The 14217-nt window shown below is 73.6% G+C and carries 8 protein-coding genes and 1 pseudogene; 8 read left to right on the forward strand and 1 reads right to left on the reverse strand.

Annotation, left to right across the window (positions count from 1 at the left end; genetic code table 11):
• Positions 1-501: 501 nt before the first annotated feature.
• Positions 502-1959, forward strand: a complete 1458-nt coding sequence (locus E4099_RS00980; protein ID WP_135336946.1) for an MFS transporter — start codon at positions 502-504, stop codon at positions 1957-1959.
• Between the two features lie 112 nt (positions 1960-2071).
• Here E4099_RS00980 and E4099_RS00985 read toward each other — a convergent pair whose 3' ends face one another.
• Positions 2072-3262, reverse strand: coding sequence for an acetyl-CoA C-acetyltransferase (locus E4099_RS00985; RefSeq protein WP_135336947.1), 1191 nt, complete (start codon positions 3260-3262; stop codon positions 2072-2074).
• Positions 3263-3709: 447 nt separating this feature from the next.
• Between E4099_RS00985 and E4099_RS32770 the strand changes: the two genes are divergently transcribed.
• The 7 genes and pseudogenes from E4099_RS32770 to E4099_RS01015 form a co-directional block, all read left to right on the forward strand.
• Positions 3710-3853, forward strand: coding sequence for a hypothetical protein (locus tag E4099_RS32770; protein ID WP_167828251.1), 144 nt, complete (start codon positions 3710-3712; stop codon positions 3851-3853).
• A 67-nt stretch (positions 3854-3920) separates the two neighbouring features.
• Positions 3921-6659: an aminopeptidase N gene (pepN, locus tag E4099_RS00990; protein ID WP_135336948.1), complete on the forward strand. Its 2739-nt coding sequence runs from the start codon at positions 3921-3923 to the stop codon at positions 6657-6659.
• 231 nt (positions 6660-6890) lie between these two features.
• Positions 6891-9869, forward strand: coding sequence for an AfsR/SARP family transcriptional regulator (locus tag E4099_RS00995; protein WP_135336949.1), 2979 nt, complete (start codon positions 6891-6893; stop codon positions 9867-9869).
• A 194-nt stretch (positions 9870-10063) separates the two neighbouring features.
• Entirely contained in the window at positions 10064-10465 is a 402-nt protein-coding gene (locus tag E4099_RS01000; protein WP_386389119.1) for a CU044_2847 family protein, read from the forward strand.
• A 4-nt stretch (positions 10466-10469) separates the two neighbouring features.
• Positions 10470-12740: a VMAP-C domain-containing protein gene (locus E4099_RS01005; RefSeq protein ID WP_135336950.1), complete on the forward strand. Its 2271-nt coding sequence runs from the start codon at positions 10470-10472 to the stop codon at positions 12738-12740.
• Positions 12737-13717: an AAA family ATPase gene (locus E4099_RS01010; RefSeq protein ID WP_135336951.1), complete on the forward strand. Its 981-nt coding sequence runs from the start codon at positions 12737-12739 to the stop codon at positions 13715-13717. The genes E4099_RS01005 and E4099_RS01010 overlap by 4 nt, the downstream gene beginning before the upstream one ends.
• 3 nt (positions 13718-13720) lie before the next feature.
• Positions 13721-14217: pseudogene (locus tag E4099_RS01015) on the forward strand (hypothetical protein); the annotation flags it as partial.

The raw sequence follows: 14217 nt of genomic DNA on the forward strand, positions 1-14217 counted from the left end.
TCCCCGTAGTCACCCGCAGAGCGTTCGATGAGCGCAACCGATTCCGGAACCAGGGCAGCGGCACCCGAGGCAGCCCGATGAAGGCATGCCAGGTGCCGGATCCAAGAGCGCGTCGCACAGGGCAAAACCCCGTGTTCCCGTTTCACATCCCCCCGAGATTCAGCGACGCCTGCCTTTCGGCATTTTCGTGGAATCAGCTGCGCCGTAAGTCGTTTGCGCTGTCAGGAATGAAGTGCCAATACGCCTCGGGGGCATTCCTGGCAGACCAGGACTTCCCCAAGGCGTCACGCCACATCATTGGCGTGCCCCGAGAGCCACCGCAAGGCATGGCACCAAGATCGGTCCCACGAGTCAGAGTGATTGTCATCACACGTGTCGATTACGCACTTCTGCCCGTCACCGACGTCGGGCGGGCAGACTTGCATCGGTCCAACCACCCGTTCGCCATGCCGAGTTGGACCGCAGGCGAGTACGACGACGCACACGACCCGAAGGGCTGGCATGTCCGATTCGGCCGAGCGCACGCGCAATCCGGAGAAGGTCGACCCAGCTCGCGTCCTGGCGCTGTGCAGCGGCGCGAGCTTTATGGCGTTCCTGGACCTCTCGATCATCAGCATCGCCTTCCCCGACATTCTGGATGACTTTCCAGGCACCTCGCTCAACACCATGACCTGGATCCTCAGTGGTTACTCGGTCATGCTGGCGGCGGTCCTCACCCTCGCGGGACGGATCGCGGACAGCGTCGGCCGGCGAACCGTCTTCCTGTGGTCGCTGGCCGCCTTCACCGCCTCCTCGCTCGTGTGCGCCCTGGCGCCGTCCGTCGGATGGCTCGTCGCCGCGCGGTTCGTCCAGGGCGGCGCGGCCGGAGGCATGATCCCGGCGGCCCTGGGCCTCATCCTCTCCACCACGCCGCGGGAGCGCATCGCCCGAGCGGTCGGGACCTGGTCCGCGGTGGCCGGCTTCTCCGCCGTCTTCGGGCCGGCCGCCGGCGGGCTGCTGCTGCGCGCCTTCGGCTGGCGCTCGGTGTTCTACGTCAACCTGCCGCTGTGCGGGGCGATGCTGATCGCCGCCGTGGTGATGCTGCCCCGGCAGCTGCGCGGCACCGGCGACCGGCTGCCGGACGCCGTGGGAAGCGTCGCGCTCGCCCTGGGCATCGCCGGGGTGGTGAGCGCGCTCACCGAGGGGGACGCCTGGGGGTGGGGCGATGTGCGCACGATCGGACTCGGCGGGGCCGGGATCGCCCTGGTCGTCGGCGCCGTACTGCGTTCGCGTACGCACCGGGCCCCGGCCCTGGAGACGACGGTCTGGCGCAGCCCCGTCTTCCGGACCGCCAACGTCGGCCTCGGCCTGCTCAACATGACGATGTACGCGTGGATGCTGGCCGCCCCGCTGTTCGCCGCCGACATCTGGCACTGGTCGGTCCTGGAGACGGCCGGGGCGCTCAGCGTCGGCGCGGTCTCCTCGATGGTCGGCTCGCTGGCCGCCGGCCGGCTCACCCGGCCGGCGGCCCAGGTGAAGGTCACGGTGCTGGGCGCGCTCTCCTTCGCGGGCAGCAACGCGATCTGGGCGTCCAGCCTGTTCGGATCCACGCCGAACTTCTGGGGCGCCTGGCTGCCGGCCGCGATCCTCGGCGGAGGCGGGCTCGGCCTCGCCATCACCTGCCTGTCCACCATGGCGGCCGGGACCGTGCCCCCGCTGAAGTTCGCGGGCGGGCTCGGCATGACGTTGACCGTGCGCCAGGTCGGTGGTGCGATCGGCGTCGCCGGATTCGCCTCGATCACGGCGTCGAGCGCGGACCCCGGCAGCGTCTCGTCCTTCCACCATGTGTATGTCGCCGCGATGATCGTCAATATCGTGGGCGCGCTGGTCATCTGCACGATGCTCCGCACGCTGCGGACCCCTCGGCCCTCCGGGACGGACGCGGCGCCCGTGGCCGACGGCGCCGCGCCGGTCTCCTGACCCGCGGCGGTGGAGGGCCGGCGGCGCCCTGACGGCGAACGGGCCCCTCGCCCGCGCGGCTGACAGGTGCCGCGCGGGCGAGGGGCCCGTTCCGGTCCGGATGCCCCGACCGTCAGGCGGTCGGCACGCGGATCAGCAGTGCGTCGCCCTGGCCGCCGCCACCGCACAGGGCGGCCGCGCCGAGGCCGCCGCCGCGGCGGCGCAGCTCATAGGCGAGGTGCACGATCAGCCGGGCCCCGGAGGCGCCGATCGGGTGACCGAGCGCGATCGCCCCGCCGTCGACGTTCACGATGTCCGGGCTGATGCCCAGCTGCTCGGTGGAGACGATGCCGACCGCGGAGAACGCCTCGTTGATCTCCACCAGGTCCAGGTCGCCGGGCTCCAGCTTGGCCTTGGCCAGCGCCGCCCGGATCGCGTTGGACGGCTGCTCGTGCAGGCTTCCGTCCGGCCCGGCCACCACGCCGTGGGCGCCGATCTCGGCGATCCAGTCGAGTCCCAGCTCCTCGGCCTTGGCCTTGCTCGCCACCACCACCGCCGCGGCACCGTCGGAGATCTGCGAGGCCGTCCCGGCCGTGATGGTGCCGTCCGCGCTGTACACCGGGCGCAGCTTGGAGAGGATCTCGACCGTGGTGTCGGGCCGCACCCCCTCGTCGGTGTCGAAGACCACCGGGTCGCCCTTGCGCTGCGGGACCGTCACCGGCACCAGCTCCTCGGCGAACCGCCCGGCGGCAGCGGCGGCGGCGGCCTTCTGGTGCGAGGCGGCGGCGAAGGCGTCCTGCTTCTCACGGGTCAGCCCCGCGTAGCGGCTGTTGTACTTCTCGGTCGACACCCCCATGCCCAGCTGGTCGAACGGGCAGAACAGGCCGTCGTGGACCATGTGGTCGACGAGCGGTACGTCGCCGTGCTTGAAACCGGCGCGCGACTTGCCCAGCAGGTGCGGCGCCTGTGTCATGGACTCCTGGCCGCCCGCCACCACCAGGTCGAACTCGCCGGCCCGGATCAGCTGGTCGGCCAGCGCGATCGAGTCGATCCCGGAGAGGCACACCTTGTTGACGGTCAGCGCGGGGACGCTCATGGGGATGCCGGCGGCCACCGCGGCCTGACGGGCCGGGATCTGGCCGGCGCCCGCGGTGAGCACCTGCCCCATGATCGTGTACTCCACTTGCTCCGGCGCCACTCCGGCCCGCTCCAGGGCCGCCTTGATCGCGATGCCTCCCAGCTGGACACCGGAGAAGTCCTTCAAACCCCCGAGCAGGCGACCGGTGGGGGTGCGGGCCCCGGCCAGGATGACGGATCCGGACACGACGTCCTCCGTGGGTAGAAGTTGTAGGTCACAACGTCCCCACAGTACCGACGAGTTGGGTTTTCGCAGCGTGGCCTTCGGCTGTGTGAGCGATGGCACAGCCGCCCTCCCGTGCGGGTACGGACGGACCCGCGGCGCCGCACTTCACCCGTTCGGGCGCCACCGGCCCGGCAGCACGGAAGAGGCCGCTCCGCACGGCCGACGGGATGCCGCTTCCCGGGCCCGGCAACACCCTCCTCCCGCCGTCCCCGCCACCCCCGAAAGGCCGGGGGAGGACCCTGCTCCCGGACCGTCGACGCGCGGGATTCTCCGATCGTCAAGCAGGGCGTATATCGGCTGTATGCGCACCATATAAATTCCGTCCAACGGCTCCCGCTACGTTTCCGCCATCGCGTTGGTTCGCCCATGCGGCCGTCCCTGGAAACCCTCCAGAGAAAAGATCGGGAAATGGACCTGCGAGACGGGAACCTCCGCGCGGCCTCCATCGTCGACAGCCCGCGCGCGTTCGGCGCCGCCGCGGGCGGCGAGAAGAGTCGGACGTCCACCCAGACCGGTATCACCTTCCCCGAGAGCGGCTCCCCGCTTGACTGAGCGATCCACGGGAGCGCCGGCCGAACTTTTCCGGCCGGCCCGGCACCTTCGGCCCGTGGACGCGGCCATGACACATACCGTTGCCCTCGAATGCAGCGACTTCCTGGCGCGCTACGGGCCCACCTCGCAGGCCATTTCCTGCATCCGCCGCGAAGAACCGCCGGCGGTGCGCTCCACGCTGTCGGCGGGCGGCCGGAACGCACCGCGGCAAGACCGGCTCGCCGAACTCCGAAGCGATATCCGAAAGCTGTACACGGCCGGTTCCCCGCAGGACGGCGAATCGATGCCATGGCGGCGGCCGTCGGAGCCTTCCCGCTCCACCTGGCCCGGCACACCGGCCGGCCCGAGCGGCGTCCAGGTGGCCTCCCGCGTCCACGGCATCGAGCTGAACGGCCGCGCACTCGATCCCGCCGTCTGCTGGACCGGCAGCCGGATCCTGCTCCACGACCTCGGCGAGGACAACGAGCTGCGGGTCACCGCCGACTGCCCCTACGCCGCCTCGGGCGAGGGACTCCAGCGCACCGTCGACCCGGACGGGACGGTCCACCTCCACACCCAGTTCGAGGTGTGCGCGGCCCGCCGCGTCTTCGCCGTCTTCGACCAGCCCGACCTGAAGGCGCCGCTGCGCCTGACCGTCACCGCGCCGGACCACTGGGAGGTCTTCTCCAACTCCCCGACACCGCGCCCCCGGCCGGCCGGGCCGTCGACCGCCCGCTGGTCCTTCCCCGCCACCCCGCCGCTGCCCTCCTACGTCATGGCACTGGTCGCGGGCCCCTTCCAGGTGTACCGGTCCCAGGCCGTCGTGCGGGGCAGAGCGATACCGCTCGCCCTCGCGGCGCGCGCCTCGCTCCTGGAGGCCTCCGAGGTGGGGGAGATCCTCGAGGTGACCCAGCGGGGCATCGAGTACTTCTCCACCGTGTTCGGGCAGGAGTACCCGTTCGCCAAGCACGACCAGATCTTCGTCCCCGACCTCGTCCCCACCGCGATGGAGAACGCCGGTTGCGTGACCCTCGGCGAAGAACTGCTGCCCCACCCGAGGGCGACCGAGGCCCTTCGCGAGCGCCGGGCGGAGACGGTCCTCCACGAACTCGCCCACATGTGGTTCGGGAACCTGGTGACCATGAACTGGTGGGACGACCTGTGGTTGAAGGAGGCGTTCGCCACCTACTGGGCCGCCGCCGCCCAGGCCGAAACGGTCGGCCACCGCCGCGTCTGGGCCACCTTCGCCAACGGCAAGAAGGCCGCGGCGTACCAGCAGGACGCACTCCCCACGGCGCGAGCGGTCTGCGCCCCGGTCCCCGACACGGCACGGGCCGCGACCGCCTTCGACGGCATCACCTACGCCAAGGGCGCCGCCGTACTGCGGCAACTGGCCGCCGCCATCGGACCCGAGGACTTCCAGGCGGGCATCCGGCGGTACTTCACCAGGCACCGGTGGGGCAACGCCGACCTCCAGGACTTCCTGGCCGCGATGGACCACGACCGCGCGGACGGTCTCGCGGGCTGGTCGGAGCAGTGGTTCCGGACACCGGGGCACACCACCGTGCGCCCCGACTTCGACCTCGACGAGAACGGCGGGTACTCCCGCTTCGCCATCCGCCAGGAGCCCGGCACCGCCCCCGCACCGCTGCGCGACCACCGCCTCGCCATCGGCTGCTACCACCTGGTCGACGGCCATCTGGTGCGTACCGACCGCATCGAGACCACCATCGCCGGTGCGCACACCGAGGTCCCCGGCATGCGCGGCAGACGGCAACCGGACCTCCTCCTGCTCAACGACGACGACCTGACCTACGCCCAGGCGCGGTTCGACGAGCGCTCGCTGACCACCCTGCGCGAGCACATCGGGGACCTCTCCGACCAGCTGGCCAGGGCCCTGTGCTGGGGAACCTGCTGGAACATGGTCTACAACGCCGAGTTCGCGGCGCGCGCCTACGTGCGGATGGCCCTCTCGGTGCTGGACCGCGAACCCGACACGGCCCTGAGGGAACTGCTCCGACTGCGGGTCGCCGCGGCCGTGGAACGCCTGGTGCACCCGAGCTGGCTGCGGACCGGCCGACGGCTGCTGGCCGACACCGCCCACCGTCTGGCCCTCGCCGCGGACGCGGGATCCGACCACCAGCTCGGCTGGGTCCGCACCATGGCCGACGCCGCGGTCACCCGCGGTCAGACCGCCTTCCTCTGCGACCTGCTCCACCATGTCCAGGCCCTGCCCGGGCTGGTCCTGGACGCGGGACTGCGCTGGACCCTGCTGCGCACCCTGGTGGTGAACGGGCATGCCGGCACGGCCGAGATCGAGGAGGAGCTGCGCCGCGACCAGAGCGCCGCGGGCCGCCTCCACGCCCTGGGCGTACGGGCGGCGCGGCCGGAACCGGCGGCGAAGGAGGCGGCCTGGCAGCAGCTGGTCAGCGGTTCGGAACTCCCCCTTCCGTTGGTGACCGCCCTGGTCGGCGGATTCCAGACGATCCCGGTCGGCGGACACGAGCTGCTGGAGGGCTACGCGGCCCGTTACTTCGAGGTCATCGGCGAGTTGTGGGACAGGCACCCGTACGGCGTCGCCCGCCGGCTGGCCCACGGGCTCTACCCGCGACCGCCGGTCGGGCAGCGGGTACTCGACCTCACCGAACGGTTCCTGCTCCGCCCCGACCTGGCCCCCGGCCTGCGCGAGACCGTCGGCAACGCCGGGCAGACCATGGCCCGCTGCCTCGACGCCCAGGCGACGGACCTCCGCTCATGGCAGGCGCACCTTCCCAAGCCGGCGGATTCCGTGGTCCGCCTCGCGTTCCGACCCGGCGCCGCCCGGTAGCCGACGATCCCGCCGGCCGAGAGGCGGCACCGTGGCCACCGTCCGGACCGGGGACACCCCTGCCCACCGACGCCGATCACCCCTGACACCCGTGACCGCTACCGTCTCCACCCGGCCGTTCGGAGCCGGCCGCCTCCGGAGCGGTGACTCCTGTCCGCGAGAGGATGCGCCGCTGTAAGATCCACAACGGCGGCCGGCGCCGGAGGCCTGTGCGGCCGCATTCCCCCGAGCATGGTGATCGACATCAGCGAGTCCTTCGAGGCGACGGGCGCGGACAGCGCGGGACCGCTGCGTTTCCGCGTACTCGGACCGGTGCACGCCTGGCGCGGCGACACCGAGTTGGACCTCGGCTCTCCCCAGCAGCGGGCGGTGCTGGCGGTGCTGGCGCTGCGCGCCGGCCGGGCCGTGTCGATCGACGAACTCCTCGGCGCGTTATGGGAGGACCCTCCGGCCCAGGCCGTGCCGGTGCTGCGCACCTATGTCTCCCGTCTGCGGCGGGTGCTGGAGGTCGACCGGGCGCACCCGACGGTCCTGCTGTCGGCGGGCAACGGCTATGTTTTGCGGCTGCCCGCGGGATCCCTGGACGTCGAGGTGTTCGAGGAGCGCCTCGCGGCAGCGGAGCGGGCCCGTGCCGAAGGCGACACCGCGGGTGCGGCCGGGCTGCTGCGGGAGGCCTGCGGCCTGTGGACGGGCGACCCGCTGCCGGGACTTCCGGGACCGTACGCGCACGCGCAGCGCGCCCGGCTCGCCGAACGGCGACTGCTCGCCGTCCAGAGCTGGCTCGAGGCGGAGGTGGACGCGGGACGGCACGCCGGTGTCATCGGTGAGCTGACCATGTGGGTCAACCAGCACCCGCTGCTGGAGCCGTTGCGGGAGCTGCTGATGCTGGCCCTCTACCGCGGCGGACGGCAGGCCGAGGCCCTCGGAGTGTTCGCCGACGCCCGCCGCACCTTCGTCGAGGAGCTGGGGATCGGCCCCGGGCCGCGTCTGTGCGCACTCCAGCAGGGGATACTGCGGGGCGACCCGGGGCTGGCCGCCCCACCGGCGCCGGCCGGCCCCTCGGCGACACCCGCCCCGCCCGCGCCCTCGGCGGCGTCGCCGCGGGCGCCGGTCGACCAGGTCGGTTCCGCACCCTGTCCGCCGGCGCAACTGCCCGCCGACATCGTGGACTTCACCGGACGGCAGGAGCTGGTACGGGCCCTGTGCGCCGATCTGACCTCCGACGGTCCGGCAACCCCGCTGGTGGGCGTGTCGGGCATGGGCGGGGTGGGCAAGTCCACGCTCGCCGTCCACGTGGCCCACGCCGTGCGCGACCGGTTCCCCGACGGGCAGCTGTACGTCAACCTGCGGGGCGCCGGCGGCCTCCCGGTCGAGCCCGCCGATGTCCTGGCCGCCTTCCTCGGCGCGCTGGGCGTGGCCGACGCCGCGATCCCCCGGGAGACCGCGGCGCGGGCGGCCCTCTTCCGCTCGCGGCTGGCCGGTCTGCGGGTGCTGGTGGTGCTGGACGATGCCCGCGACGCGGCCCAGATCCGGCCCCTTCAGCCCGGCAGTCCCTCCTGCGCGGTGCTCGTGACCAGCAGGGCGTGGCTGATGGGACTGCCGATGTCGCGGCTGGTGGGCCTGGAGCCGCTGGCGGTCGAGGAGACGGTGCGGCTGGTCGCCGCGATCGCCGGGGAGCCGCGGGTGGCCGCCGAACCCGACGCGGCCCGGCAGATAGCCGCGGCCTGCGGGTTCCTGCCGCTGGCGGTGCGGACCGCGGCATCCCGACTGGCTGCCCGTCCGACCTGGCGGTTGTCGCACATGGCCGCCCGGCTGGCCTCCGAACGCCGCCGCCTGGCCGAGCTGGCGAGCGGCGAGCTGGCCGTCGCCGCGTCCTTCCGGCTCAGCTACGACCAACTCGACCCCGAGACCGCCCGGGCGTTCCGGCTGCTGGCCCTGCCCGACGGTCCGGGGGTGTCGTCGGCTGCCGCCGCGGCGCTGCTGGAGGTGCCGGAACTAGAGGCCGAGCGACTGGCGGAATCGCTGACCGACCTGGGACTGCTGTCCTGTCCGCACCCTGGCCGCTACCACTACCACGACCTGCTGCGGCTGTTCGCGCGCGACATGGTGCGGGAGGTGGACGGCCCCGCCGCCGAACGAGCCGCCCTGGAGCGGCTGCTGCGGTACTACCTGGCGACCGTGGCCGGCCTCTACCGGGTGGTCCGGCCCGGCTACCCCTTCCCCGACCTGGTGGAGCCGGGCACCGCCGAGCCGCGGTTCGACGGCCCGGCCGAGGGCCTGCGCTGGGCCCGGCAGGAGATCCCCGCCGTGCTGGCGGTGGCCGGGCAGGTCTCCCGGGAGCCCGACGCGCCGGTGGCACTCCTGGCGGATCTGACGCTGGTGCTGATCCAGCTGATCGACCTGGGCATGGCGGTGCCGGAACTGTGCGAGCTGGCCGAACGCGTCGCCGAGGCCGCACACGCCGCTGACCTGCCGCACAGCGAGGTGCGGGCCCGCTACACGCTGATGTGGGCGCTGCGGGAGAGGCAGTGCGGTCTGCGGGCCCGGGAGGAGGCCGACCGGGTGATCGCGCTGTGCCGGCAGACCGGGCAGCCGGCCCTGCTGGCCCCCGCGCTGACCGCGCTGGCCCTGACCAACATCCACCACCGCGAGGAGGAAGAGATCGCGGCCTGGTGCGAGGAGGCCACCGCGCGGGCCGCCGCGCTGGGCAACCGGTCCACCCGCGCCTTCGTCGAGGGCATGGCGGCGATGGCCGAGGCCGCCCTCGGGCGACTGGAACAGGCGCGGTGCCGGGCCGAGCGGAGTCTGGCGGCCTTCCGGGAACTCGGGGACTTCGTCGGCCAGATCCATATGATCTACACCCGGTCGACGATCCTGCACGGGCTGGGCCTGTTCGAGCCGGCGTGTGAGGGCTACCGCGAATGCCTGTCCGCCCTGCGCGCGCTGGAGTCCCGGGACCGGATGCCGAACTTGCTGGTGAGCCTGGCCGAGTCCTGCCGCGCCGCCGGACAGCCGGCCAAGGCGCTGGAGGCGGCCGAACAGGCACTGGTCATCGCCAAGGAGGTCGGTCTGGAGCAACGCCGGGCCAACGCGCTGACCGCCCTCGGCCACGCCCTCTGCGACCTCGGGCAGTACGACCGCGGCCAGGCGTGCCTGGCCGAGGCGCACACCGTGGTCCAAGGGATCGGCACCCTCGGGGAGGAGGAGTGAGCGGCGCTCCACCGGGCGAAGACCTGCCGTCGCGTCCCCCGGACCTCCGGCCGGCCGGCTCCGCCCAGCGCTGCCGATCCCGGTGGGCGCCGGTCGGCAGCGGCCCGCGGAGCCGGGGGCCGAGCCCGTACAGGGGCGCGGGTCTTGCCGCAAACCCGGTCCCCGTCCCGTACTCGTCCGCGATGATGGAGCGCGTGACCGACTACACCGAACTCGCCCTGTCCGACGGCACCTCCATACGGCTGGAGGTCGCCGCGGGGCCGCCGGCGGAGGGTGGCATCACGGGGGTTTCCCCGGTGAGCGGTGCCTCCACCGCCGCCACCCGGACGACGCGGGCCGCGCGTGCCGTGCTCCGTCCCCTGGGCCCGCTGCTCCAGGAGGTGCACGAGGCGGTGTCGGCGGGCGCGGTGCCACCGGACGAGATCAGTGTGCAGTTCGGGGTGCAGGTGGGCCAGGACCTGAAACTGGGCATCGTGGGCGCCAACGGCCATGCCAGCCTGACCATTTCCGCGACCTGGCGCCCGTCCGCCGCCGCACAGGGTTCGGCGGCGGCCCACGGCGCCCGCACGGCGGCGGACGCCGGCCGAAGGGACTGAGTGCATGGGGTGGTTCCGGATCCCCGGCGCGGACTCCCGGCCGCCCGCGGTGTCCGTGCTCGGCGAGGGGCACGACCGGCCGGTCGGCGCCGCCGTACTCCTGCCCCAGCAGCACCTGCTGACCTGCGCGCACGTTGTCAACGGCGCCTTGCACAAGCATCAGTTCGCCGATGACCACCCGGGCCCGGTGACCCTGCGGGTCCGGATCCACGGCCCCGACGACACGGTGGAGCGGGCGGCCCGGGTGGTGGCCTGGATTCCGCCGCGCAGGGCGGTCGGGGGCGTCGGAGCGTACGAGTGGGCCGGCGATCTCGCGCTGCTCCGGATGGACACCGCGGTTCCGGAATCCATCGGGCCCACCCCCTGGGTGCCGATGGCGGAGCGCCAGCGCCTGCGGGCGTGGCACGCGACGGCGGAGCGGGGATCCGCCGTGGACGTCCAGGTGATCGAGTGCAATGGCCGCTTCGGGTATCTCGACGGCGACCAGGGCAAGCTGGCGGTGGACCACGGGTACAGCGGCGCCCCGCTGTGGCTGCCCGACGACCAGGCCGTGGTCGGTGTGGTCGCGGCCAAGCTGGACACCTCGGGCGGGCTCCGCCGCGCCTGGGGTGTGCCCTGGCAGCGCATCCACGCGGAACTGGCTGCGGTGGGCGCGGCCCGACTGCTGACCCGACCCGACGACGCGCTGCGCGACCGCCCTGGCTACGGCCGCTTGGTGACCCTGCTCGACGGCCTCCAACTCGCCGGCGGCACCGCGGGATGGACGGGCCTGGCCCGGTCGGTGGCGCGGGAGTGCGGACTGGAGCACCCGGCGGCGGGCGGTCCGTCCCCGGAGCAGTTCGCCCGCCTGCTACTCACCCGGGAGCGGGCGCTCCCGGCCCTGGTGGACGCGGTCCGCCCGGCCGACGGTCCGGCCGCCGACGCGCTCTTGGACATCGGGCACGAGGCCGGGCTGCGACGCTTGCTGGCCCCCCGGGAACACCGCGAACTGCTATGGCTGCTGAGCGCGTTGCCCCCGCATGCCGCCGCCCGGGTGCCGACGGCGGTCCGGGCGGCCCTGGTCACGCCGGTGCCCGCGGCGCTGCTGACCGACCGCGCGCGCCAGAGGGAGTTGATCGGCTTCCTGGAGGAACTGCCCGGCGACAGCGGGGCGTTCCCGCACGGCTGCCGACCGGTCCCGGGACTGCTGCGGGTGGTGGAGTTCATCGCCGCCGGATGCTGCCCGCCCTCCGAGCACGGGTCCCGCGGACCGCGCGAGGAGCTGCGCGAGTGGAACGACCGGGTCGCGCTGCGACTCGGCGTCCACCCGGTGGCGCTGGGGGAGCGCCGCCGGGACGCCGCCGACTGGGAGCACCACCCCGTGCGCCCGGCCCCCAGGGTGCTGGCCGCTCTGGACTCCTGCGGACCCGGCACGGACCGGTACCGGCTGCGTCTGTGGTGCGACGACGGGACCGGGCCGCGCCGGGTCTCGGAGGACGAGGACCGGCCGCGCACCCAGCAGGAGGTGGTCCGGGAGATCTTCGCGGCCGTCGGCACCCTGCGACCCCCGGGCCGCCCGGACCGGCTGCCGATGGTGGAACTCATCGTCGACCGGGACTCCCTGGAGGTGCCCTTCGACGGCTGGAACGGCGATCCGCCGACCGGACTGCCCCGGCTCCTGGGCGTGAAGTACCCGGTGGTCCTCAACTGCCCCGAACTGCGGGAGCGGGCCGGGGCCGAGCACCTGGCCGACTGGCGGGAGCGGTGGCAGCGGCTGGACGAGGAGGAACCGCTGCACATCGACGGGACCGTCATCGACTGCACCACGGGCGGGCGGGAGCTGACCCACGCGGTGTACGGCCTGCTGATGGAGTGGCGGTTCGCGGCCCGGGTGAGCATCGACGTGCCCGCGCCGGCCCGGCCGGGGGTGGTGCAGACCTGCCTCCAGGCAGGAGTGCCGGTGGTGCTCTGGGACCGCAGCGGCGAGCCCGGCTCCCCCGCCGTACGGTACGCCTCGCCGGTGCCCGCGCGGGAACTCCCGGACGCGGTCCGGATCTACCGCAGCAAGACCTTGCAGCGCCCTGCCGACCACCCGGGCCGACCGGTGCTCGCCTGGGCCGACGCCGACCGGCCGCTGCCCGAACTGGAGCTCGCCGAACCAGGGGAACCGAGTGCCCGGACACCCGGCGCGTACGACCCGGTGGAGCCGCCCGCCGCGGGGCGGGACCCGGACGGCGCCACCGGGTGGTCCGGGCCGTGGCTCGCCGACCCGTCCGACAGAGAGGTTGTGCCATGAGTACGCAGCAGGGGTGGCGGCTCTTCCACGGGGACGGGCGGCGGCGCGAGCCGGCCATGCCGCCCGCCCCGCCCTGGCGGCGGTTCGAAGACCGCGCGGAGGAGGACGGGGATCCGGGAGCACGGGAGGCGACGGCCCCGCCCCGCCCCCAGCCGTACCTCATCTCGCCCCGCCACGCCGACGTGGTCAACGCCGCGCTCCATCTGCGGCGCCCGCTGCTGGTCACCGGCCCGCCCGGCACCGGCAAGTCCTCCCTGGCCAAGGCGGTCGCCCATGAGCTGGGTCTGGGCGAGGTGCTGCACTGGCCGATCAACAGCCGTTCCACCGTGCAGGACGCGCTCTACCGCTACGACGCGATCGGCAGGCTCCGGGAGACCACACTGCGGCGGGAGAACGACGAGGAGGAACCGTCGATCGGCAGCTTCGTCCGGCTCGGACCCCTGGGCACGGCACTGGTGCCGGGCGACCGGCCCCGGGCGCTGCTCATCGACGAACTCGACAAGGGCGATGTGGACCTCCCCAACGACCTGCTCACGGTCTTCGAGGACGGCGAGTTCGACATCCCGGAGCTGGCCCGGCTGCCCGAGGAGCAGGCCGAGGTGGCGGTGCTCACCGAGCGGCCCGGTGAGCAGGCCACGGTACGGCGCGGGCGGCTGCGCTGCCGGGAGTTCCCGGTCGTGGTGATCACCAGTAACGGCGAGCGGGACTTCCCACCGGCGTTCCTGCGCCGCTGCGTCCGCCTGGAACTGCCCGCCCCGGACGAGGAGCGGCTGCGGCAGATCGTCCGCGCCCATCTGGGCTCGGAGTCCCTCACGGAGGTGGACGACCTGCTGGAGACCTTCCTCCGCCGCCGCGCCGCCCGCGAACTCGCCACCGACCAACTGCTCAACGCGGTCTTCCTGCGGGTGGGCGGGGTGGACCTGTCGGCGGACGGACTCCTCGACGCGGTGCTGCACCAGCTGGACGGGGCGGTCTGAGCGGTGCCGGAGGAGGACACCGGCAGCGGGCGGTCCCGCACGGCGCGACCGGAGTTCGCCGCGTATCCCGCGGTGCGGGCGGTCCTGGAGCGCGGCAGGGCGGCCGGCCGTGTCACGGGCGACGAGGTCCGCCGCGCCTTCATGGCCGACGAGGTCCCACCGAACCGGTGGCGGGAACTGCTGCGGGCCCTCAACGGCGCCTTCGAGGAAGCCGGAATCACCCTCCTGGTCAGTGCCGCCGCCCCGGAGGGCCACGAGGGCGGCTCCCCGGGCGCCGACTCGGCACACGATCCCGCGCTGGCCACCCTGCACACCGTGCGGGCCGTTCTCGCGGCGAGCGGGGTCGACCTGTCGCAGCAGGAACTGCTCGACTCGCTGTGGTTGGCGACCCGGCTGCCGGCGGACGCGGCCGGTGCCCCGCTGGAACTGGCACAGACCCCCGACGACGAGGACCGCTCCGGGAGGGAGCCGAAGCCCTCGGCCACCCCCCGCCGCACACC

Source organism: Streptomyces palmae (genome assembly GCF_004684805.1).
Taxonomy (GTDB): Bacteria; Actinomycetota; Actinomycetes; order Streptomycetales; family Streptomycetaceae; genus Streptomyces; species Streptomyces palmae.